Origin of the sequence: Sphingomonas sp. OV641 (assembly GCF_900109205.1) — a bacterium.
In the GTDB taxonomy this organism is placed as follows: domain Bacteria; phylum Pseudomonadota; class Alphaproteobacteria; order Sphingomonadales; family Sphingomonadaceae; genus Sphingomonas.
Window position 1 is genome coordinate 1 of the sequence record NZ_FNZB01000014.1, and the last position, 21,119, is coordinate 21,119.

General features: G+C 64.1%; 21 protein-coding genes and 2 pseudogenes. 10 read left to right on the plus strand and 13 right to left on the minus strand.

Features of this window, described 5'->3' with window-relative positions:
• Nucleotides 1–67 precede the first annotated feature (67 nt).
• Nucleotides 68–634 carry a GNAT family N-acetyltransferase gene (locus tag BMX36_RS20370; RefSeq protein ID WP_082731249.1) on the minus strand — a complete coding sequence of 189 codons (567 nt, stop codon included), beginning with the start codon at nucleotides 632–634 and terminating at the stop codon, nucleotides 68–70.
• Nucleotides 631–1,305 (minus strand): YgjV family protein, encoded by a 675-nt coding sequence (locus tag BMX36_RS20375; protein ID WP_082731248.1) that lies wholly within the window; start codon nucleotides 1,303–1,305, stop codon nucleotides 631–633. Before BMX36_RS20375 ends, BMX36_RS20370 begins: the two co-directional genes overlap by 4 nt.
• Nucleotides 1,306–1,776: 471 nt before the next feature.
• Here BMX36_RS20375 and BMX36_RS20380 point away from each other — a divergent pair, with 471 nt between their 5' ends.
• Nucleotides 1,777–2,232 (plus strand): hypothetical protein, encoded by a 456-nt coding sequence (locus BMX36_RS20380; protein ID WP_037569531.1) that lies wholly within the window; start codon nucleotides 1,777–1,779, stop codon nucleotides 2,230–2,232.
• Nucleotides 2,233–2,297: 65 nt separating this feature from the next.
• Here BMX36_RS20380 and BMX36_RS20385 read toward each other — a convergent pair whose 3' ends face one another.
• Complete coding sequence (locus BMX36_RS20385) at nucleotides 2,298–4,442, minus strand: TonB-dependent receptor (RefSeq protein ID WP_037569529.1); 2,145 nt, start codon at nucleotides 4,440–4,442, stop codon at nucleotides 2,298–2,300.
• A gap of 104 nt (nucleotides 4,443–4,546) precedes the next feature.
• A pseudogene (locus BMX36_RS20390) lies at nucleotides 4,547–4,837 on the minus strand (transposase); the annotation flags it as partial.
• Here BMX36_RS20390 and BMX36_RS20395 point away from each other — a divergent pair.
• The 3 genes and pseudogenes from BMX36_RS20395 to BMX36_RS20405 form a co-directional block, all read left to right on the plus strand.
• Nucleotides 4,838–5,794, plus strand: a pseudogene (locus BMX36_RS20395) (IS21 family transposase); the annotation flags it as partial.
• On the plus strand, nucleotides 5,781–6,509 hold the full coding sequence (istB, locus tag BMX36_RS20400; protein WP_017977237.1) for an IS21-like element helper ATPase IstB: 729 nt from the start codon (nucleotides 5,781–5,783) through the stop codon (nucleotides 6,507–6,509). The pseudogene BMX36_RS20395 and the gene istB (BMX36_RS20400), both read left to right, overlap by 14 nt.
• A gap of 183 nt (nucleotides 6,510–6,692) precedes the next feature.
• Nucleotides 6,693–7,568: an ABC transporter permease gene (locus BMX36_RS20405; protein WP_066779012.1), complete on the plus strand. Its 876-nt coding sequence runs from the start codon at nucleotides 6,693–6,695 to the stop codon at nucleotides 7,566–7,568.
• Nucleotides 7,569–7,806: 238 nt separating this feature from the next.
• On the opposite strand, the gene BMX36_RS21485 is transcribed toward BMX36_RS20405, so the two are convergent.
• Nucleotides 7,807–8,004, minus strand: coding sequence for a hypothetical protein (locus BMX36_RS21485; RefSeq protein ID WP_007406878.1), 198 nt, complete (start codon nucleotides 8,002–8,004; stop codon nucleotides 7,807–7,809).
• A 32-nt stretch (nucleotides 8,005–8,036) separates the two neighbouring features.
• Between BMX36_RS21485 and BMX36_RS21490 the strand changes: the two genes are divergently transcribed.
• Nucleotides 8,037–8,246 carry an EAL domain-containing protein gene (locus BMX36_RS21490; RefSeq protein ID WP_206378459.1) on the plus strand — a complete coding sequence of 70 codons (210 nt, stop codon included), beginning with the start codon at nucleotides 8,037–8,039 and terminating at the stop codon, nucleotides 8,244–8,246.
• Between the two features lie 142 nt (nucleotides 8,247–8,388).
• Here the strand turns inward: BMX36_RS21490 and BMX36_RS20415 are convergent, their stop codons facing one another.
• Both BMX36_RS20415 and BMX36_RS20420 read right to left on the minus strand, forming a co-directional pair.
• Complete coding sequence (locus tag BMX36_RS20415; RefSeq protein ID WP_007406891.1) at nucleotides 8,389–9,564, minus strand: zinc-dependent alcohol dehydrogenase; 1,176 nt, start codon at nucleotides 9,562–9,564, stop codon at nucleotides 8,389–8,391.
• 99 nt (nucleotides 9,565–9,663) lie between these two features.
• Nucleotides 9,664–9,960: a hypothetical protein gene (locus BMX36_RS20420; RefSeq protein ID WP_050794228.1), complete on the minus strand. Its 297-nt coding sequence runs from the start codon at nucleotides 9,958–9,960 to the stop codon at nucleotides 9,664–9,666.
• A 277-nt stretch (nucleotides 9,961–10,237) separates the two neighbouring features.
• On the opposite strand from BMX36_RS20420, the gene BMX36_RS20425 reads away from it, so the two are divergent.
• Complete coding sequence (locus BMX36_RS20425) at nucleotides 10,238–12,406, plus strand: catalase (protein WP_007406883.1); 2,169 nt, start codon at nucleotides 10,238–10,240, stop codon at nucleotides 12,404–12,406.
• Between the two features lie 95 nt (nucleotides 12,407–12,501).
• On the opposite strand, the gene BMX36_RS20430 is transcribed toward BMX36_RS20425, so the two are convergent.
• The 4 genes from BMX36_RS20430 to BMX36_RS20445 are packed head-to-tail and all read right to left on the minus strand — an operon-like array spanning nucleotide 12,502 to nucleotide 15,222.
• Nucleotides 12,502–13,098 (minus strand): class I SAM-dependent methyltransferase, encoded by a 597-nt coding sequence (locus tag BMX36_RS20430; protein WP_007406872.1) that lies wholly within the window; start codon nucleotides 13,096–13,098, stop codon nucleotides 12,502–12,504.
• On the minus strand, nucleotides 13,095–13,748 hold the full coding sequence (locus tag BMX36_RS20435) for a PIG-L deacetylase family protein (protein WP_093068366.1): 654 nt from the start codon (nucleotides 13,746–13,748) through the stop codon (nucleotides 13,095–13,097). Before BMX36_RS20435 ends, BMX36_RS20430 begins: the two co-directional genes overlap by 4 nt.
• Nucleotides 13,745–14,731: an acyl-CoA dehydrogenase family protein gene (locus BMX36_RS20440; RefSeq protein WP_007406880.1), complete on the minus strand. Its 987-nt coding sequence runs from the start codon at nucleotides 14,729–14,731 to the stop codon at nucleotides 13,745–13,747. Before BMX36_RS20440 ends, BMX36_RS20435 begins: the two co-directional genes overlap by 4 nt.
• Nucleotides 14,728–15,222: a hypothetical protein gene (locus tag BMX36_RS20445; RefSeq protein ID WP_007406867.1), complete on the minus strand. Its 495-nt coding sequence runs from the start codon at nucleotides 15,220–15,222 to the stop codon at nucleotides 14,728–14,730. The genes BMX36_RS20440 and BMX36_RS20445 overlap by 4 nt, the downstream gene beginning before the upstream one ends.
• 245 nt (nucleotides 15,223–15,467) lie before the next feature.
• Between BMX36_RS20445 and istA the strand changes: the two genes are divergently transcribed.
• A complete protein-coding gene (istA, locus tag BMX36_RS20450; RefSeq protein WP_093068369.1) occupies nucleotides 15,468–16,967 on the plus strand; it encodes an IS21 family transposase in 1,500 nt (499 codons plus the stop codon).
• A 20-nt stretch (nucleotides 16,968–16,987) separates the two neighbouring features.
• Nucleotides 16,988–17,794, plus strand: a complete 807-nt coding sequence (gene istB / locus BMX36_RS20455) for an IS21-like element helper ATPase IstB (RefSeq protein ID WP_371262963.1) — start codon at nucleotides 16,988–16,990, stop codon at nucleotides 17,792–17,794.
• A gap of 67 nt (nucleotides 17,795–17,861) precedes the next feature.
• Here istB (BMX36_RS20455) and BMX36_RS20460 read toward each other — a convergent pair whose 3' ends face one another.
• Nucleotides 17,862–18,092: an AAA family ATPase gene (locus BMX36_RS20460; RefSeq protein ID WP_256210943.1), complete on the minus strand. Its 231-nt coding sequence runs from the start codon at nucleotides 18,090–18,092 to the stop codon at nucleotides 17,862–17,864.
• Nucleotides 18,092–19,579 carry a Mu transposase C-terminal domain-containing protein gene (locus tag BMX36_RS20465; protein ID WP_052811639.1) on the minus strand — a complete coding sequence of 496 codons (1,488 nt, stop codon included), beginning with the start codon at nucleotides 19,577–19,579 and terminating at the stop codon, nucleotides 18,092–18,094. The genes BMX36_RS20460 and BMX36_RS20465 overlap by 1 nt, the downstream gene beginning before the upstream one ends.
• 147 nt (nucleotides 19,580–19,726) lie before the next feature.
• Between BMX36_RS20465 and BMX36_RS20470 the strand changes: the two genes are divergently transcribed.
• A complete protein-coding gene (locus BMX36_RS20470; RefSeq protein WP_007406866.1) occupies nucleotides 19,727–20,320 on the plus strand; it encodes a recombinase family protein in 594 nt (197 codons plus the stop codon).
• Entirely contained in the window at nucleotides 20,317–21,111 is a 795-nt protein-coding gene (locus tag BMX36_RS21495) for a hypothetical protein (protein WP_130119994.1), read from the plus strand. Before BMX36_RS20470 ends, BMX36_RS21495 begins: the two co-directional genes overlap by 4 nt.
• Nucleotides 21,112–21,119 lie beyond the last annotated feature (8 nt).

Here is a 21,119-nt window from a genome sequence, read left to right on the forward strand (position 1 = left end):
GCGAGCACACTGGCAGATAATTCGAGCAGGACGCTCCCCGCCAGTGGCAGAAAGCGTGAGCAGGAAATCAGGCTGTTTGCGAGCACACGCCGCTACGTGTAGCGCCCGATTCTTTGTTGGCCGCCACCACATCTCCGCACACGGTATAGCCAAGCCGTTGGTAGAGTGCGAACGCCCGGTCGTTGCGAACAGCAACGTGGAAGATCAGGAAAGGTATCCTGCGGCGACGTACCCATTCCTCGGCGGATTTCACCAGACTTGTTCCGAGCCCACGTCCCTGCCACCGTGTCCGGATAGCCAGATTAAACGAGGCAAATTCGGCAGCGCCTTCGATGCACACGCTCCGCACATCTATGTAGCCGACGAGGTCGCCTATGCGTTGCAGGACGAAGATGCCTCGTTCGCCGGCTACGGCGGCGCTCAGCTCCACAGTTGTGCGGCGCAGGAGTTCCCCTCGATCTCGGACATCGAAGATCATATGTTCCGCTTCGCGAGCGAGGGCGATCTTCAAGCGTACCAAAGCTTTAGCGTCGGCAAGGTTCGCCGGGCGTGGCTCGCTCCAACTCCGCTTTCCGCCTACTTGAGCTATCGAACGCGCCGGCGGGAGTGGGGGCGCGTATATCGCCTGTGTCATGTGAAGACTTGGGCTCCCTGTAACGCGCGCGCGCGCTTTGGAATCGCGAGTTTGCCGAGGGATAGGTGACCAGAGCGGAAAGCGTGACGTGGGGAAAGCTGCGTCGGACAGCTTAGGCTGCGTGGCCCGTCCGCTCCACGCTGTTTCCGCTTCCAAAAGGCAAAAAGCCCAAGCAGATTGCCTGCGACAGATACAAGATCAACGGCCAAGGCGAACGGTGCGCCAATGAGAAGATTGTGGGCCAGCCAGAAGGGGGCGGCCACGAGAAAGACCATCTTCATCCGCGTCGTTGATCGCTGGGTCCGTGCCATGAAGGAAGCAGCCCCGCCGCAAGCGGCAAGGCCGGATAGGAGCCCATGCCAGGTCGCCACGGTAAGCAATAGCAGCGCGAGCAACGTCGCGCCGTCGAGCGCGAGCTTGGCAACCCGGTCACGAACCACCAGCGCGACGGTGAGCTGCATCAGGGAAAGAACGCATGCGGCCGAAGCGGTAGGCGCGCCGATCAGCGCGAAGTGCAGCGCGAAGGCGCACGCGCCGGTGCCTTGCACCATGAGCGCTCCCCGGCGCGAGGGTAGGAGCGGCCAGCTCACCACGCAGCCGAGGCCGACGATGCCGAATAGGATCGCAGCTAACCCGGTGCTCGCAAACGTCTGATCGAGGAAAAGCGACATCTATGCTCGCGTCGGGGTTGGTCCGGCTTCCACCGTGAAGGAAGAAGGTTAATGTGACGTTGTTGTCGACCGCTTTCCCATCGCGAGTCCCGGCCACAATGGCATTTGGCTTTTGTTGCGGACTGGTTCATTCTGCGCCTAGGGCGGCGCTCTTCCCTTTGGGTTCCGCCCGTGTTTGGACCAGGACAATGGTGCGTGACGCTTTCAAGCTTCTCGCCATCTCGACGTCGCTCGTGCTTTCTGGCTGTGTCAGTCCGCGAGAAATGGCCGCTCGCCATCGGGCGGCGTGTGCGAGTTATGGCTTCCAGCCTGGAACGGAGAGCTATGCGAATTGCCTTCTTCAGCTCGACGTAGGTGATTACGGCTACGGCCATCACAGGGGTGGCGTGCCGTTGTTTCCTGCCCGGCATCGGGCGCCCGCACCGCCTTTCCCTATCGCCACGCAAGACTAGGGTCGGCTACAGTTCACTGATGCTCCTTCGTCCTCACCTATTGATCTGCGCACTTTCGCTCGGCAGCGCCGCGCCCGTGGCGGCTCAGCAAGCGGTGCCTGCCGCGCCACGAACCGTGGCGGGTGCTTCGAAATTCATCCAGGACATGCTGACCCGCGGCACAGCCGTCGCAAAGCCTTGGCCGGGTTTCGTGCGGAGCAGCAGGATCACGAGCGTAGGAGTGAAAGGTGGTTGCCTCGTTACGCTCACGCTCGCCGACAAAAGCGCCCTCAGCGTGAAACTCGATCAGGTGGTTGCGATCCGACCGCTTTACTCGGCCAACGCGCCCCAGGCGTCGGTGGAGATCAAAGGGGGCGCGCAGCCCTACGAGGGTCTCGATATATTCGTCGGGGACAACGACGCGGTGCGCCGCGTCGGTGATGCCCTGGAGTTCATGCGCCAGTCCTGTGATCCATCGGCGAAGACTGGTTTCTAAACCGGCCAGCGGCGTCTCACCGACTTTTGCAAGGTTCATATGCTCGCAACCGACCAAGTTGGCCGTTATAACCTCATTCTAACCGTCGCGCGCACCGTCGTCGGCGCGCCGGGCATGATGTTGTTGTCGTTGTAGGCGGACGAGAAATAATCGCTGTTAAGCAGATTCTCGACGTTGATTTGCGCCTCGATCTGGGGGGTGAGCTTGAAGAATGCTGCGGCATCGACGCGCGTGAAGGCGGGTAGGATGGCGGTATTGCTGATGGAGGTGAAGCTCTTCGACTGGTGATAGACCCCGACCCCGGCCCCAAGGCGAGGGGTGAGGTCGTAGCGGGTCCACAGCGAAGCCTGCTGTTTGGGAACCAGCGGAACCTCGCGCCCGGCCGGGGCGACACTCGTCGTTTTGCGAATTGTCGCGTCCTGCAGCGCATAGCCCGCGCTGATCTGCCACTGTGCTGTGATCGCACCGCTAAGGCCGAGTTCGAACCCCTTACTGCGCTGAGCACCCGTCAGCACCGTCCGCGCGGCGTCGTTGGGGTCGGCCGCGCGGGTGTTGGTGCGGTCGAGCTGGTAGATGGCGGCCGTCAGGTTCAGCGTGGGCAGGATATCCCACTTGAGGCCAAGCTCGTAGTTGTCGAACCTTTCCGGTTCCAGCGCGGCGCTAGTGATATCGAGTGATGAGAATTGATCCCCCGACTGCGGCAGGAAGGACCGGCTATAGCTGGCGTATATCGAGACAGGTTGCACCGGCTTGAGCACCACGCCCACTCGGGGAGACCACAGGGTGTCCGTGCGGCTATAGCTCTGTGCGGCAACCAGGTCGTCGACGTTGAGCGTGAAGCGGTCGCGGCGAACGCCGCCGATGACATCGACATGGTCGCCGATCGAGATCTGGTCCTGCACGTAGAAGGCAGTGACGTCGGCGTTCGTGCGGACCGACCGGTAGCCGGTGTTGGCGGCGGTGCGCAGCGTAACCGGCGGCACCGTGATCGGGTCGGCCAACCCGACAAAGACGCGCCGCCCCCCATTGACGATATCGCCACCCCCGAAAAAGCCGTTGATCCGCTGGTTGCGCGTGCGCTGGTCGCTAACTTCGAAGCCGGCGAGCAGCACGTGGCGAACGGGGCCGGTGGTGACGGTCCACACAAGGTCGTTCTGGTTGAGCAGGTTCGTGCGCGTCGTGGGATCGCTATACGCTTCGAGGCCGACGCTGCGGACGCCGCCGCGCGGCGTGACCGGGGTTACCGCAAAGGCGTTCCGATAGAGCTTGTCATAATCACCGTACAGGATCCGGCTGGTCAGGGTCAGATTGTCGCTGAAGCGGTGCTCAACGCGGCCATTTAGGACCTTGGCCTCGAAATCGCTGACGTTGAACCCCGGCACACCGAAGAAGGTGTCGCGGACGCCGGTAAGCGGACGTGATGGGCTCGTGAGCGAGCCCTGGACGGCCGAGGGGACGCCTCGGTCGATCGTTCGCTTGTCGCTGTTATATTCGAAGCCCAGATCGATCCGAGTCGCACCGCCGAGCGAGAGCGCGACGGTCGGGTTGATCGCAACCCGGCGCCCGTCATAGAAGTCGCGATTGTTTCGGAACTCCTCGTAAACGGCGTTCATCCGGGTGGAGACGGACTCGCTGAGTGGCTGACTGATGTCGGCGTCGACATACCATGCGCCATATGTGTCCGCCGAACCGCTGCCGCTGATGAAGGCGTTGGCGACAGGGCGCTTGGTGACGCGGTTGATCACGCCCCCGCCGCCGCCGCGCCCGAAGATCATCGCGTTGGGACCTTTCAAAACCTCGATCCTCTCTGCATTGTAGAGGCCGCGATAATATTGCACGTCGTCACGCAAGCCATCGACGAAGAAGTCCGCGGTGCTGCTGTTCCCGCGCAGGATGATCTGATCGCGGTGTCCCTCACCTTGAGAGATTACGGCGCCGGGGACATAGCGTAGTACATCGGCAATAGAGCGCATCGCCTGGTCGTCGATCTGCGTTTCCGTGATGATCGATACCGCTTGGGGGACATCGTTGAGCTCGGTCGGTGTGCGCGTGGCGGTGCTGGTCGCATCGATCTGATAGCCGTCGCGGACGCCGGTCACGATGATCGTTTGCGAGGTGCTGCCGGGGCCCGGCAGGAACTGGTCTTGAGCCATTGCCGGGACGGTGAGCAGCCCGAAGCCGAGTGCAGTTCCAATACCAAGATTTCTCACCGTTGACCCTTTTGCGAATCTCTCTCACCAACGCAATAGGTGATTTGAGAGTGCGTCGCAATAGCCTTCGTGAGCAGCCCCCACCGGGTGGTCCGGGTAGATAGTTAGTGCATTGTCGTCTCCGCCGCCATTGCCGGGCGCAGGTGGAGCGAAGCGGAACCGGAGGCCGGCAATGGCGGCGTCGCCGCTTCTGGTGCGGGTGGGCGATAGCCCAGGCTGCTATGTGGCCGGATGGTGTTGTAGTGGCGCCGCCACGCCTCGATCAGCACTCTGGCCTCGGCGAGGCTGTAGAAGATCTCTCCGTTAAGCAGCTCGTCACGCAGCGAGCCATTGAAGCTCTCGTTGTAGCCGTTCTCCCATGGCGAGCCTGGCGTGATGTAGAGCGTGTTCACGCCGCCTTCTTCGGAGGCGTGCCGACGCGCGGCATCTACGACAACATGAAGACGGCGGTGACGAGCGTGTTCACGGGCAAGGAGCGGGTCTTCAACCGGCGCTTCCTGGTCATGGCCAACCATTACATGGTCGAGCCGACCGCCTGCTCACCGGCGTCGGGCTGGGAGAAGGGTCAGGTCGAGAACCAGGTACAGACCGCGCGCGGCCGCTTCTTCCAGCCACGCCTGCGATTTACCAGCCTCGAGGAGCTGAACGGTTGGCTGGAGGCCGAGTGTCGGCGCTGGGCCGACATGCACCGGCATCCCGAGCGGAAGGAACTGACGGTCGCCCAGGCATGGGCAGCCGAACGGGCGGTGCTCCAGCCTGTTGTCGCGCCCTTCGACGGCTTCCACGAGAGCGAGCATGCGGTAAGCGGCACTTGCCTCATCAGCTTCGACCGCAACCGCTACTCCGTTTCTGCCAGGGTGGTGCGACGTGCCGTTCAGGTCCGCGCCTATGCCGACCGCATCGTCGTGCGCTGCGACGGTGAAGTCGTCGCCGACCATCCCCGGTTCTTTGGCCGGGACCGGACCATCTACGACCCGTGGCATTATCTGCCGGTGTTGGCGACCAAGCCGGGCGCCCTGCGCAACGGCGCACCGTTCCAGGGCTGGGAGTTGCCGCCTGCGCTGTCACGGCTGCGGCGCAAGCTCGGCGCCGGCGACGACGCCGACCGGCGGTTCGTGCGGGTGCTGGCGACAGTGCTCGATGACGGGCTCGAGGCGGTGGAAGCGGCCGTGCGCGAAGCATTGCTGGCCGGCACCGCCAGCGACGACGTCATCGTCAACATCCTGGCCCGCAGGCGAGAACCGCCACGACCGCTAACCATTGTCACCCCCGAGGACCTGGCGCTGCGCCATCCGCCCCGCGCCGACTGCAACCGCTATGACAGCCTGCGAGGTCTCCATGCAGCGGCATGAGATGATGACGGCCATGACCGAGTTGGGGCTGAAGGGCATGGCTGGCGCCTTCGACGAGGCGGTCACCACCGGTCTCCAGCGCAAGCGCACGACCATGGAGGTCCTGACCGACCTGCTGCGTGCCGAGGCGACGCACCGCCATGCAGCGTCGGTCCGTTACCGGATGTCGGCCGCCAGGTTGCCCGCGGTGAAGGACCTCGACGCCTTCGTCTTCGATGACACCCCCATCAACGAGGGACTGGTGCGCTCGCTATACAGCGGCTCGTTTCTTCCGGGCCGGCGCAACGTCGTGCTTGTCGGTGGGACGGGCACAGGCAAGACGCACCTCGCCACCGCCATCACCACCAATGTGGTACGGGCCGGCGCCCGGGGGCGCTACTTCAACACGGTGGACCTGGTGAACCGGCTTGAGGAGGAAACGCGTCTTGGCAAGGCCGGCACGCTGGCAGCCCAGCTCTCCCGGCTCGATCTGGTGGTGCTCGACGAGCTTGGCTACCTGCCGTTCGCCCGCTCGGGCGGCCAACTGCTCTTCCACCTCGTCAGCAAGCTCTACGAGCAGACCTCGGTCATCGTGACCACGAACCTCGCCTTTGGCGAGTGGCCGACCGTCTTTGGCGACCCCAAGATGACCACCGCGCTGCTCGACCGCATTACCCACCATTGCGACATCGTCGAAACGGGCAATGACAGCTGGCGCTTCAAGCACCGCAGTTGACGCCCAGGACCACCGGCAGAGAACGCTTCGCGCTGGTTGCGCCTCCGGTCGGGCTACGCCCGCCCTACGCCGCAACCAGCGCGAACAAAGCGCCCGTCATACCCGTCACGCTGCTCGACGAAGGGGGTCCCTTTTGCACGCCGATAGGGGGTCCTTTTTGGACGCCGATTGACACCCGACATCATGGCGGCGCGTGAAGAAGTGCGCCAACGGCGTGCCTACGGCATTCTCTACCTGTCGAAAGGTCTCGGCGGAGCGGCACTGAAGGGGCGGCCCGGGGCGGGGGCGGCCTTGATCGTCAACGGGGCGTACTTCGTGCGTGCTGAAGGGATCGCCCGCGCGCTAGGCGATGTCGTGAGAGAGCAGGCGGTTGAAGTGACTGGGGCCCTCATCGCTCATCGCAGTGGGTCCGGCGCGACAATCGTCATGCAGCCGCTGTTCAACACCACCGGTGGTTATCGCGACTACGTGTTCCCGGCGATCGCCAACATCATACTTCAGCAAACGTTGCCCTTCGCGTCGGCGCGGCTGATCGCTGAACGACGTCGGCGTGGTGATTGGCAGCGCGACCGGGCAACTGCCCTCGGCACCTGGATAGCGATGACACTGATCGGCATCTTTGCCGGCCTGTTCGTGTTCGGGTTCGCGTTCTGGGTGCAGGACGTGCCACGCACCGGCAATGTGCCCGGCCTGCTGCTCGCCCTTCCTGTGTTCGCGGCCACGGTAGCCGCTCTCGGCCTCGTCGCGGGAAGCCTGTTCCGCAGCGGCGACGATACGTTGAAGCTCCTGATGCCGACCTCGGTGCCGCTCGTCTTCCTGGCCGGCTTCGCATGGCCGCTCGATGAGATGCCGGGCTGGCTAGCGGCGATCGCCTGGTTCTCGCCGGCTACGGCCGCCATGCACCTGTTCATTCGCTTCAACCAGATGGGTGCTTCGATCGCTGAAGCCGCCACCCCGCTGTTGGTCCTGATCGGGTTGATGATCGGATACGGGGCGATCTGGTGCTTCGGTCGATCGCATGCCGGACGCGAGGATCCGACCAGCGATGCGGCGGGCTGATCGGTTGTATGTTGTTACGCAGCCGATGAGTTCGGATACCGCCCCGCCACGAAACACAGGCGACGGAGCGGTACCAATTGCCGAAATACGCCGGCGTCCCCTTTTCACAGACGACCTTGGCAGCGTGCAAGTGCCTCAAGGGTGTCCCACCACCACCTTCGAGAGAGAAGGTGTTGATCGGGTGAGGTGTAAGCGGCCAAACTGGAAAAGCCAAACTTCACGCCCTTCGCGCCGCCCCTCACGACAGCTTCAACATGCAAATCAGCATCAGGCTGATTCCGCCCAAGCAGAGGAGCGACAGCACCACCGCCAGCGTGACCCGTCCGCCAGCCTTGGCGACGGTGCGGATATCGACCCCGAGCCCGAGCGCCGCCATGGACACCACGGTCAGGAACGTCGCGGTATGTCCGATCGGCGCGACCGCGATGGTGGGCACCAGCCCGATCGATCAGTCGTTCGTTTCGAGATCTGGCCGATGACGAGCGTGGACAGGCGCTTGTCCGATCGATGATCACGCTGTCGCACGATCTCGGCTACCGGGTCGTTGCCGAGGGCGTCGAGACCGCCGCAGCCGCGGCGATCCTGGCCGAGTTGGAATGTGAGGAGGCGCAGGGTTACTATTTTGCCCGTCCGATGGAGGAAGAAGCGCTGCGGCTATGGCTCGTTGCCTCTCCGTAAGAATCATCCGTTGCAGCCTGACTGACACCTAGATCTGCCGACATACTTGGTTGCAAGCTGATCGACACCGCCGCTGAACATAATCCACAGCGGCGGCGGCGATCGGCATCGATGAGCGTCCTGTTCCCGGTTGTTCCGCTAATCAGCCGTGCGGCCGCATGACAACCTTGATTACACCTTCCTGCTTGTCACGGAACTTCGCGTACATCTCGGGCGCGTCCTCAAGACTGGCCGGATGCGTGATCACAAAGCTGGGATCGATCTCGCCCGCGACGATCTTATCCAGTAGCGGCTTGGTGTAACGTTGCACGTGGGTCTGCCCAAGCTTGATCGTTAGTCCTTTGTTCATCGCTGCACCGATCGGAAGCTTGTCACCCATCCCGACGTAGACGCCGGGCACGGAGACCGTGCCGCCCTTGCGGCAGCTCATGATCGCCTGCCGCAGGACGTGGACGCGATCAGTGGCGAGCATCATGCTTGCCTTCACCTTGTCCATGACCGCGTCCGCCGCCCCGTGCGCGGCCGCCTCGCAGCCGACAGCATCGATGCAGCTGTCGGGGCCCCGGCCCTTGGTTCGCGCCTGCAGCTCGTCATAGACATCGGTTTCGGCGAAGTTAATTGTCTCAGCGCCACCGGCCTCCGCCATGGCGAGTCGCTCGGGCACCTCGTCGATCGCGATCACGCGGCCGGCGCCCATCATCAGCGCGGAGCGGATGGCGAACTGGCCGACCGGACCGCAGCCCCAGATCGCGACGGTGTCGCCATGCTCGATCTGCGCATTCTCGGCGGCCATGTAGCCGGTCGGGAAGATATCCGATAGGAAGAGGGCCTGCTCATCGGTAACGTTGTCGGGTATCTTGATCGGACCGACATCCGCCATCGGCACGCGAAGATACTCAGCCTGGCCGCCGCAGTAGCCGCCCAGCATGTGGCTGAAGCCGAACAGCCCGGCGGGCGAATGGCCCATCGCTTTGGCGGCCATTTCGGCGTTCGGATTGGTTTGATCACAGGCCGCAAACAGACCCTTCTTGCAGAACCAGCACTCGCCACAGCTGATGGTGAACGGCACCACTACCCGGTCCCCGATCTTGAGGTTGGTGACCTCGGACCCGAGCGCCACGACCTCGCCCATGTTCTCGTGGCCGAGGATGTCGCCGGCCTCCATGGTGGGCTGGTAGCCATCCAGCAGGTGAAGGTCCGACCCGCAGATCGCGCAGGCGGTTACTTTGATGATCGCATCGCGCGGGTGCTTGATCTCGGGATCCGCGACGGTGTCGACACGGACATCGCCTTTACCGTGCCAGCATAGTGCGCGCATGTCGTTTCCTCATCTGAGTGGATGTCCCTGTCGTCAGGGCCATGTCTATGACGCTCAACGCCTTGAGCCGCGGCATGGGTCCCCGTCTATTTGATTCGTTTACATCAACGAGCGGCCGTAAAACGGCCGTACGGCCAGCGGGTTGAACGCAGACGGCATGCCCGGCTTGAAAGCCAGCAAGATAATGAAGTGGGTCGCCCAGGCCGTGCAGCCGGCCGACGCGATGGTGACAGGTTCCCACAGGCTGCGCGTCTTCCGCCCTGAGCGTACGGCATGGTCGGCCAGGGCAAAGGACGCATAGATACCGCAGAGGCAAACCAGGCCCGCGAGCAGCACCAACCACGGATCGTGGTCGTGCCGGACGCAGTCGAAAACCTGTACGACCTGGGAGTACATCATGCTCGGCTAACGGCAAGGCGTTAAGACATCCTCAACCGGTCCATATCGGCTTTCCCTGGCTGTGATCCAGGACCAAGGAAGCCGCAGTCGGGTTCTGCGCAGCCATGAACACTTACGTTGCCGAGCCCGCGCCTGTCGTTCGAACCGGCGACCATGCTCGACTGACATAACTTGATTTCGCTCCTCCGGGTCGGTTCCCAGTCGCTACAAAGATTTATGCCTCGCACCGCCGTGGCGCTGGTGGCATTAAGGGCATGATCGGAGGATTACGTCCATGGCACGCAAGAGCATCAAAAGCGACGCGGTGAAACTCAAGGGCGAGACGGCTAAGAAGGCACCGCCGCTGCCGGCGGGTGCCGACCAGCCGACGAACTATGCCGAACAGCAGGGCCATGGCGGCGAAACCCGCCAGACGACCTCGGACGCGGCACTTACCATGACCACGCAGCAGGGCATCCCGATCGCGGATGCCCAGAACAGTCTAAAGGCGGGTCTGCGGGGCCCCACGCTGCTCGAAGACTTCATCCTCCGCGAAAAGATCTTCCATTTCGATCACGAGCGCATCCCGGAGCGCGTCGTCCACGCACGCGGCTATGGCGCGCACGGCGTGTTCGAACTGACCGACAGTCTGGCCGACTACACCCGCGCCGACGTGCTGAGCACGGTCGGGCAGCAGACCGAGGTGTTCGTCCGCTTCTCAACGGTAGCGGGCAACAAGGGCTCGCGCGATCTGGCGCGCGACGTGCGCGGCTTCGCCGTCAAGATGTACACGAAGCAGGGCAACTGGGACATCGTCGGCAACAACATCCCGGTGTTCTTCATCCAGGATGCCATCAAGTTCCCCGATCTGGTCCATGCGGCCAAGCAGGAGCCCGACCGGGCGTTCCCCCAAGCGCAAACCGCACACGACAATTTCTGGGATTTCGCCAGCCTCACCCCGGAAACCTGGCACATGATCATGTGGATCATGTCCGATCGCACGATCCCCCGCTCCTTCCGCACGATGGAGGGCTTCGGCGTCCACAGCTTCCGCCTGGTGAACGCGGAAGGCAGGGCGACCTTCGTCAAGTTCCACTGGAAGCCGCGCCAGGGGCTCCAGTCGGTGCTGTGGAACGAGGCGGTCAAGATCAGCGGCGCCGATCCCGACTATCATCGCCGCGATCTTTGGGAGGCGATCGAGAGCGGTGACTTCCCGCAATGGGACCTCGGCGTCCAGCTGTTCGATCAGGAAACCGCCGACAAGCTTCCCTTCGACCATCTCGACTCGACCAAGCTCATCCCCGAGGAGGACGTGCCGGTCCGCATCGTCGGTACGCTCACGCTCAATCGCAACGTCGACAACTTCTTCGCCGAAACCGAGCAGGTCGCTTATTGCACGCAGAACATCGTGCCGGGCATCGACTTCAGTGACGACCCGCTGCTGCACGGCCGCAACTTCTCCTATCTCGATACCCAGCTGAAGCGGCTCGGCAGCCCGAACTTCACCCACCTGCCGATCAATGCCCCGCGCTGTCCGGTGATGAACTTCCAGCAGGACGGCCACATGGCGATGCGCAATCCGAAGGGGCGCGTGAACTATGAGCCGAACAGCTGGGGCGCGGAAGGCGGTCCGCGCGAGAACCCGGAGATCGGCTTCACCAGCTTCCCCGCCGAGGTTCAGGGGACCAAGCAGCGGATTCGGTCCGAAACCTTTGCCGATCATTACAGCCAGGCACGGCAGTTCTATCTCAGCCAGCAGCCGATCGAGCAGAAGCACATCGGCGACGCGCTGGTGTTCGAGCTGTCGAAGGTAGATCGTGTCGACATCCGGGCCCGGGCGGTCAGCCACCTGCGCAACATCGACGAGGATCTCGCCGCTACCGTCGCGGACGGGCTCGGCCTCGACCTGCCGGACGCCGCCAAGGCGGCCAAGCCGACGCTAGACCTGCCGACATCGTCGGCGCTCTCGATCGTCGCCAACGGCCCGGCGAATTTCGCCGGGCGAAAGATGGGCCTGCTGCTGACCGATGGGTCGAGCGCCGAGCTGTTCAATGCGCTGACCAAGGCGCTGGAAGCCGAAGGCGCGGTCTGGGAGGTGGTCGCGCCGAAGATCGGCGGGGTCACGCTCGACGACGGCACCAAGGTCGCGGCCAAGCAGAAGATCGACGGCGGACCTTCGGTCCTTTTCGATGCCGTCGCGGTGCTTCCGTCCGAGGAAGGGGCTGCGCTGCTCGCCAAGGATGCGGCCTCCAAGGACTTCGTGGCGGACGCGTTCGGCCACTGCAAGTTCATCGGCTACACCGATGCAGCCGCCACGTTGTTCGACGCTTCTCGGGTGCCGGAGCTTGACGATGGCTTCGTAGCCCTAAGCAAGAGCAAGGACGTCAAGGCGTTCGTCACGACCTGTCGTGACCTCAGGTTCTGGGCTCGGGAGATGAAGGTCGATCTCGACGCGGCGGCCTGACGACCCTGGCGGGAGCGGCAGGTGGACGTCCTGCCGCTCCACTTAACGGCAAGCCTCATATCGCACGGACGTGGGACGTGCTGCCTCGCTCGCGTTCAACGGGATCGGGTCATACCATCGGCGCGGGCCGCGGTAACGACCCAGCGGCCGGTGCGGCCCGCGGTGCGAACCGTCCAACAACGCCCGGTCTCTGCGAGGAACCGGGCGTGGATCCCTGCCGCATGCTGGACGAAATCGTAGAAATCAATCCTGTGGTGCGCGAGCACGATGATGCCGCCTGGGCGCAGGCGAGCGGCCATCTCACGCGCAACCCGGGCCATCTCTCGCGCTGAGAGGTAATACAGGATCTCGGCGATCACGATCACGTCATAGACGAGACGTGGCGGTCGACCGGGGAGCACGAGCAGCGATGCGCACGCACGAGGCCAGGCGGCAACGGCGCGTGCCGTCAGGTCGACCCCCTCCCTCGTGCCCTCGGTCGCATCGAGGCGCAACGCCATCCTCGCGATCGCGGCACTGTTGGATCCGTTGCCGCTGGCCAGCTCCAGCACCCGTCCGACCGGTCGGTGACCTATCGCGTGCAGGATCGCGGCACGCTTCACCGCCTCGTCACGGGCGGTGAAGGTGCGCCAGGGATCGTCGTCGCCGGCGAACTTGGCGGCGAACCCGGCAAGATCGATCGGGCTCGTCACTTCGAACCCGGCCGGTAGCGCTCGACCGGACGAGCAAAGGCCGCAAGCTCGTGTCTCGCGATCGTGAAGCCTGCTGGGTCATCGGAAACGGCGCCGAGCTGCGTCCGGTAGACGCGGATCAGGGACCGTTTCACCGAAACTCCCCCGGGCACAGCGATGCGCCATGCCGGTCCGGACCTGTCCGGGCGAGGCGGCCACACGCGGTAGGTCAGCCGACTGGCGCCACCCGGGCATCCGGCTACGGCCGCGGCTACGGCGCGGTGATCGGGATGGTCGTCATCGCAGGCCGGTCCGACGATGAGATCGAGATCCCGGCATCGTGCGACCTGGCGGCGCAGCGCGCGATAACAGTGCCCCGGGATCGAGGGCAACTGGCCATCGGGCAAATTGAGGAACGAGACGTCGCCAGCAACGATGCCGAGACGACGTAGCGCATGAAGGCTCTCACGCTGGCGAGCCGCGACCAGTCGCGTCCTCGGCCATTTTCGGCTGCCCCGGTGAGATGCGGCACCATCGGTCACGACCGCAACCCGGACCCGAGCTCCATGGCGGCGAAGCCGCGCAATGAGGCCTGCCGCGCCGATGACCTCGTCATCCGGGTGCGGGGCGATCACCAGCGCGACACGCACGTTTCGCAGCGCGATCTTCACAGGATGGGGTCGAGGATGTGCTCGGCGACAGCTTGGCCGACGCGAAGGCGATGCGCATCGGGCGCAGGCTGGCGCAGGTACACCATGAGATCGGCGATCTTTGCCGCCAGCGGATGCGACAGGAACAATCCCTGCAGCCCCACCGCCTCCTGCGCGATCGTGAGGGCGCGCTCGGCAGAGCCGGCGATCGATAGCCGCGCAGCGGACACCCGGGCGACGCGTTCCGCATCCGTCCCGCTGAACCAGGCGTCCGCCGTGTCGCGGATGCTCGCCGCTGCACCCTGGGCAAGCAGGAACAGGTCGGCGAGGCGCGATGCCTGGAACGGATCGGAAGCGCGCTCGTGGGTGGTCAGGTGGTCACGCACTGCATCGAGCAGGCCGGCGATGCCGCCGGCATGAACCGCGGCGAAGCGCAGCGCGCCTCCGCTGAAGAACGGCTCCCGCGCATAGCTGCCGGGCTCGCCGATACGGCCGTCTTCACCGATCACAGAGCCGGACCAGCGTACCAGATGTGTCTCCGAGCGCTGCATGCCGATCGTCTGCCACCACTCCCGATCGATGGCAGGCGGATCGGCCTCGAGGTCGAGCAGGAGCAGCTGCGGTCCGCTTTCGCTATCCGCGGTTACCAGCGCGTGAGTCAGTATCCCCGCCCCCGATGCATAGCCCTTGCCGCCGGTCAGCCGTCCGCCGGTAAGCACCAGCGGCTCACCCGGCAGGCCCGCATTCCAAATACCCAACGTCGCTCCCGCAGCGATGCGCGCCCGCAACGCAGCGACCTGGGACGACGTGCCGTATCGAAACACGATCTGCACCGCATCGACATGCCCCTCAAGCAGGCGCCCGATGGGGAGATCCCGGCGTCCCGCAGCGTAAAGAGGGCGGAGCAGGTCCAGATATGCCTTGGGCGTCGTCGGATCGCCGGCGGGATCGGTCGCCCACCCCGCCGCGACGATCCCATGACGCAGAGCTCCGGCCGTCGTCATACCGCCTGCTCGCAAAGCTGGTTCTCGAGCGTTGCCAGGGCATGCTCGGCCTCGACGAGGGTGACGTCGGGTATATCGGGCAGCGCCGGCACGACACGCATGGCGAACGCCTCTGCGTTGGGGCAGTCGCGCGCGACGCCGATCACATGGTCACCGGTCAATCCGATACGGTCGCCGAAGCGAGCTGCGACAAAGGAATCGGGGAGCCCGGCCCAGATGCGGCGCGCCTCCGCCTGCTGTCGGTATTGCCATGCCGCCCCTCGGGGATGCGGCATTGAGGGTGCCCCGTGATGGTCGATGGCACTGAGCGCAGCCGCCATGCCGCCCGGCGCCCGGCCGAGCCGCCGTGAGGAGGTCGCAACCACCATGCCGGGATCGCGGCGCACGCGAAACCCGGCGCGCCCGGCATCGTCGAGCAGGGCGGCGTCCTCGCCGCATGGCACCGGCTGGAAGCCACCCAGTGCCTGATAGGCTCCGGGTCGGAAGGCCATGTTGGCGCCTCCCGAGCAGTGGGAGCCGGTCGGACTGTCCCACGGAACGGGGTCGACCGATCGTCGGTAGGCGTGAAGCCGATCGAGGTAGCGCTCGACCCTCCCCTGCACCGGATCCCGCTCCGCTGCGATCCGGACTGTGCAGGGCGGTGACAAACCAGGCCAATGGAGCGCCGGCAAATTGCTGAGCGCGGCGGAGTAAAAACCAGCCATTGGTAAGGTTGCTCTTTTTGGAGCGGCCGGGGATGTTTGCCGTGGAGAGCTATGCAGCGGTACGCCGCTTTGTGTTTGTTGAAGGGAACAGCCAGCGGGAGGCAGCGAAGGTTTTCGGCCTGAGCCGAGAGACGATCGCGAAGATGTGCCGTTTCTCGCTGCCGCCTGGCTACACGCGCTCCAAGCCTGTCGCCAAGCCGAAGCTAGGATTGTTGCTGCCGGTGATCGACCGGATACTGGCTGAGGATTACGTCGCGCCGGTCAAGCAGCGGCATACGGCCAAGCGGATTTTTGAGCGGTTGCGCGATGAACATGGCTACGGCGGTGGCTATACGGTGGTGAAGGATTACGTGCGGCAGAGCCGTGTGCGCAGCCGCGAGACCTTCGTGCCGCTGGCGCATCCGCCAGGGCACGCTCAGGTGGACTTTGGCGAAGCGGTGGGCGTGATCGGTGGAGTGCGGCAGAAGGTGCATTTCTTCTGCATGGACCTTCCGCAGTCGGATGCCTGTTTTGTGAAGGCCTATCCTGCCGAGACGACGGAAGCCTTTCTGGACGGACATGTTTGCGCGTTCGCCTTCTTTGGCGGGGTGCCGCTCTCGATCCTGTACGACAATACCAAGATCGCGGTCGCCAAAATCTGCGGGGATGGCAAGCGTGAGCGTACCCAGGCCTTCACGGGGCTGGTCAGCCACCACCTGTTTGCCGATCGCTTTGGCCGCCCAGGCAAGGGCAACGACAAGGGGAAGGTCGAAGGGCTGGTGAAGTATGCGCGCTCGCACTTCATGGTGCCGATCCCGCGCGCGGCGACCTATGACGACTTCAACGCAGAGCTGGAACGGCGGTGCCGGGCCCGGCAGGAAGAGCGAGCCGGGCGCCACACCGAGACGATCGGGGAGCGCCTGGCGGCAGATCTGGCGGCTTTGCGCCCGCTGCCCGCCGGCACGTTCGAACCATGCGAGACCAAGGGGGCACGCGTCTCCTCGACCGCGCTCGTGCGCTACCGCACCAACGATTACTCGGTGCCGACCTGCTATGGCTTCCAGGACGTTGTAGTGAAGGGCTTCGTCGACCGGGTTGTCATCCTGTGCGGGGGCGAGGAGATTGCCCGTCATCCGCGCTGTTATGGCGAGGCCATGTTTGTGGCAAACCCGCTGCATTATCTAGCGCTGATCGAGACCAAGCCAGGCGCGCTCGATCAGGCCGCCGCGCTTCAGGACTGGACCCTGCCGGAGGACTTCCAGCACCTGCGGCATCTCCTTGAGGTGCGGATGGGCAACAAGGGGAAGCGCGAGTTCATTCAGGTCCTGCGCCTGCTTGAGGCAATGCCGATGGAGGTGGTGACCTTCGCGGTGAAAGAGGCCATCCACATCGGGGCTATCGGCTTCGATGCGGTCAAGCAGATCGCACTGGCGCGGATCGAGCGTAGACCCGCCCGGCTCGACCTGGAAGCGTATCCGCACCTGCCCAGGATGGAGGTCAAGACCACACGCGCTGCCGACTATGCCAGCCTGCTGCCGGGGATCGCTGCATGAGCCGGGCGGGGGATGACAAGATGCCCATCGGCACGACGGCGGGCACGCCGCAGGTGCTGCTGGCGCATCATCTCAAGCAGCTCAAATTGCCCACCGTGCTGCGCGAGTATGAGAAGCTGGCCCGGGAATGTGCGCGCGATGGCGTGGATCATACCCGCTATCTTCTGCGCCTTATCGAGCTGGAACTCATCGACCGGGAGCGGCGCACGGTGGAGCGCCGTATCCGCGCCGCCCGGTTCCCGGCGGTCAAGAGCCTGGACACCTTCGACTTCACGGCCATCCCCAGCCTCAACAAGATGCTCGTGCTCGAACTGGCGCGTTGCGAGTATATCCTGCGGCGGGAAAACATCATCGCGCTGGGCAACAGCGGGACAGGCAAAACCCATGTAGCGCTCGCCCTGGGCTTGGCCGCCTGCCAGAAGGGCTTCAGCGTCCTGTTCACCACCGCTGCCGCCCTGGTGAACCAGTTGATGGAGGCCCGCGATGAAAAGCGGCTCCTGAGGATGCAGCGCCAACTTGCCGCCGTAAAACTGCTGATTGTCGATGAACTGGGCTATGTCCCGCTCTCGCCGACGGGGGCCGAACTGCTGTTCGAAACCTTCTCCCAGCGCTACGAGCGCGGCTCCACGATCGTGACCTCAAATCTACCCTTCGAGGACTGGACCCAGGTCCTGGGCTCTGAGCGGCTGACTGGCGCGCTCCTTGATCGCCTTACCCACCACGTCAGCATCCTGGCCATGAATGGCGACAGCTACCGGCTCAAGCAGTCTGCCCGCCGCCGCCGCACCGCCGGGGCGGACCAAAACCAGGCCACCACGCCCGACTGAAATGCCGAAAACGGCCAATATGCAAAGGGCCCCGATCGGGGCCCTTTGCATATCATCCGCGCCACATTCACTGGCCTGCTTTTACTCCGCCATGCTGGCCTAAAATCCGACCGCCGTTGACAGGCGCAGCCTTGTGCCATCGGGCATACCGGCAGGCCGAGAGCGTTTTGCCGACGCCCGCTGGGCCATGACACAGGCCGATGTAGCGATGCTTCCGAACGGCGTCGGCGAACTCGATGAAGCGGCGGTGCTCTTGGGTCGAGATGAAGCTGGTCGCGCGCGTACTGCCGGCGGTCATCAGTCGCCCTCATAATAGGTGCGTAGCTTCGGCCGGCTTGGTGGCGGCGCCGGAGTCGCTGCGGAGACCGGCGCCAATTCAGGCAATCGCGCCGGTTTCGCGATCGGAGCCGGAGTGCGCAGGATCGCTGGAAGATAGTCTATAACGCTCGATTGCTTCTCCCTGATCTCCTGCCGCAGGCGACGCCGATGCGCGATCCGCGCCGCCTGGATGTCCTTTAGGGTGACACTGTTCGCGGCATGATCCGCATCGATCGCCCGGCACAGGAACACGTTGCGATGGAACACGCGGACTTCGCCCATGTCGCGGGGGTCGTAGCGGATCGTCACCGGCTCGCCGACGTAGGCTGCCAGCGTCGGATCGAAGTAGCGCAATCCCTCGAAGCGGATGCCGTCGCGGTGAACGGTGCGGGGCTTGGCGACCATGACCAGCAGCATGTCCAGTTCGGCAAGCGTCTCCGGCATCCGGGGCAACCAGCCATCGCCCCGCCATGCGGCTATCGGTGCCGCCCCGATCGAACGGTGGGGACGCGCATTATAGGTCGAGATGATCCAGGCGCCGATCGCCGCGTCCAGTTCGGCCAGTGAAAGGGCCGGTGGGGATACCGTCTTGCCGGCGCGCAGGTTGCCGGGGAGTTCGGCCAGCAGTTCGGTGTTGATGGTCCGGAACAGCCGCTCGATCTTGCCACGCCCCTGCGGACGGGCGACGGCTGAGTAGATCAGCCTGATACGCAGATCGGCCGCGGCCTGTTCGAGGTGGAGGCTGGTGAAGTCCGATCCGTGATCGACGTGCAGCACATCGGGAATGCCGCACACCGGCCATGCCGGATCGGCCTTGCGCCAGATGGCCTGGCGCAGCGCGAGCGACGTATTGAGCGCGGATGGCGCGCCGAGAAACACCATGTAGCCTGCGATCACGCGGGAATGATCGTCCACCACCGTCGTCAGCCACGGCCGTGTCGGCCTGCCACGAGCATCGAGGATGAGGATGTCGAGTTCGGTGTGGTCGGCCTGCCAGATCGCGTTCGGGCGATCGGCGCGATGACGATGGACCATCTCGTATTTGTCGCGGAAAGCGGCAGCGCCCTCATGCGCGAGCGTCAGCATCGCAGGATCGATCCGGCGCACGATATCGCGAACGCTGCCGTAGGACGGCGTGTGCCATCCATATTCGCTAGCGACATGCACAACGCGACGATGGATGGTTGCGATCGAGGCCGGCGGCTTCGTCAGCGCCATGCCCTGGATCAGTTGGACCAGACCGTCCGGGAACGTCCGTGTGCCAGCTTCCGGACGAAGCGGCCGCGCGAGGCCCATTGGACCGTTGGCGGTATAGCGAGCGAGCCATCGCTGGACGGTGCGCAGCGAAACACCGGCATCGGCCGCGACTTTGGCCAGCGACGCGCCACCATGCAGATGGGCGCGAAGTGCCGCCATTCGCCGCGCCACCTCCGCGCCTCCTGTCTCCGATCTTCGACCATCCGCCATGGTGATCGCCCCCTGTCCGATAGAGGATCGTTCAGCGGACTCGGCCGGTCGATCTCCAACAGCACGGAAAGCGGCCGAAAGCCGAGTCTCACATAGATGGTACCATATGTTTTGCGGTGATGGGGCCTTATACGTTACACTCCGGCTATGACGCACACGCTGATCGGCTATGCCCGCTGCTCGACCGACAAACAGGACCTTGCCGCCCAGCATGACGCGCTGCTCAAGCTCGGGGTGGCGGCCGATCGCATCTACACCGACAAGGGGCTCACCGGCACGAACCGGGATCGCCCCGGCCTCGACCAAGCACTAGCCGCAGTACGAAGCGGCGACACGCTGGTAGTGCCCAAGCTTGACCGGCTCGCGCGATCAGTTCCGGACGCGCGCGCGATCGGGGACGGCCTTGCTGCCCGTGGGGTGAAGCTACAGCTTGGTGCCAGCGTCCACGATCCGGCTGACCCGATGGGTAAGCTGTTCTTCAACATCCTTGCCACCTTTGCCGAGTTCGAGGCGGACCTCATCAAGCTCCGCACCCGCGAGGGCATGGCGGTCGCCCGCGCTAAGGGGAAGCTGCGTGGGAAGAAGCCCAAGCTGTCCGATCGGCAGCAGAAGGAGCTTCGTCGCATGTACGATACCGACGACTACTCGATCAGCGACCTCGCCGAGCTGTTCTCGATTTCCCGGCCGACCGTTTATCGAACGCTCGGCAGGCATGCTGCCACAGCGGCGGCAGCGGCATGAATCTCACCGAACAACAAGATGCGAGTAGTGCTCGCCGCTTCGACTTCATCCTTCGCCAAGGGCTGTGGCTGGTTTCACTTCTAGCATCCATCACGCTGCCCGTTGTTTACTTTTCACGTCCGTTTGCGCCGGTTACACCCGGCCTCACCAGTATTCTCGGTTGGGGTAGCCTCTTAGGCGTGATAGCTGGCTTGGGGTCTGCGGCTTTTTATGTTCCTCTGATGCGGCGTCAGTCTACCATTGGCCGCATCGGTTATTGGCTTACCTCGGCCATGATGGGTGCTTTCGCCGGTTGGGCAGCACTGGGTCTGCTGAATGACCGTGGTGGCACCCCTCTCGGAGATGTCGAACTGCCGATCGCCCGCGTCGAGCAGGCAGGTGATCAGTTCAGCATTTATACTATGCTACCTTCCTCACCCTCAAATATTATGCGGATATCATCGACCGAAATCATTGGCCTTCCTGTTGCCGGCCAATGCCTGTTCGGCAGATTGCGACGTGGTCTGTTCGCGGCTTCCTGGCTGTCGCGCCTTTCGGTTACGTCATGTTCGGCAAAGCGAGGTGAAGCAGGAACGAACGTGCTGATGCCGATAAATCGATGGATGGACTGGCGCTGGCACAAACCACGATCCTTCAGGCTGGACGGATCTCACCAAGCCTATGATGAGGCCCTTCCTCAGAGCGCAACGTGCCGGACCGAGCGGGAAAGCTGGCTTTATCAGTGCTTCCCCAAAGGAGCAGGCCGCAGGAGGCGACAATCAGTGATGTCACTTCGTGACATTTACCGCTGAAAGCTACA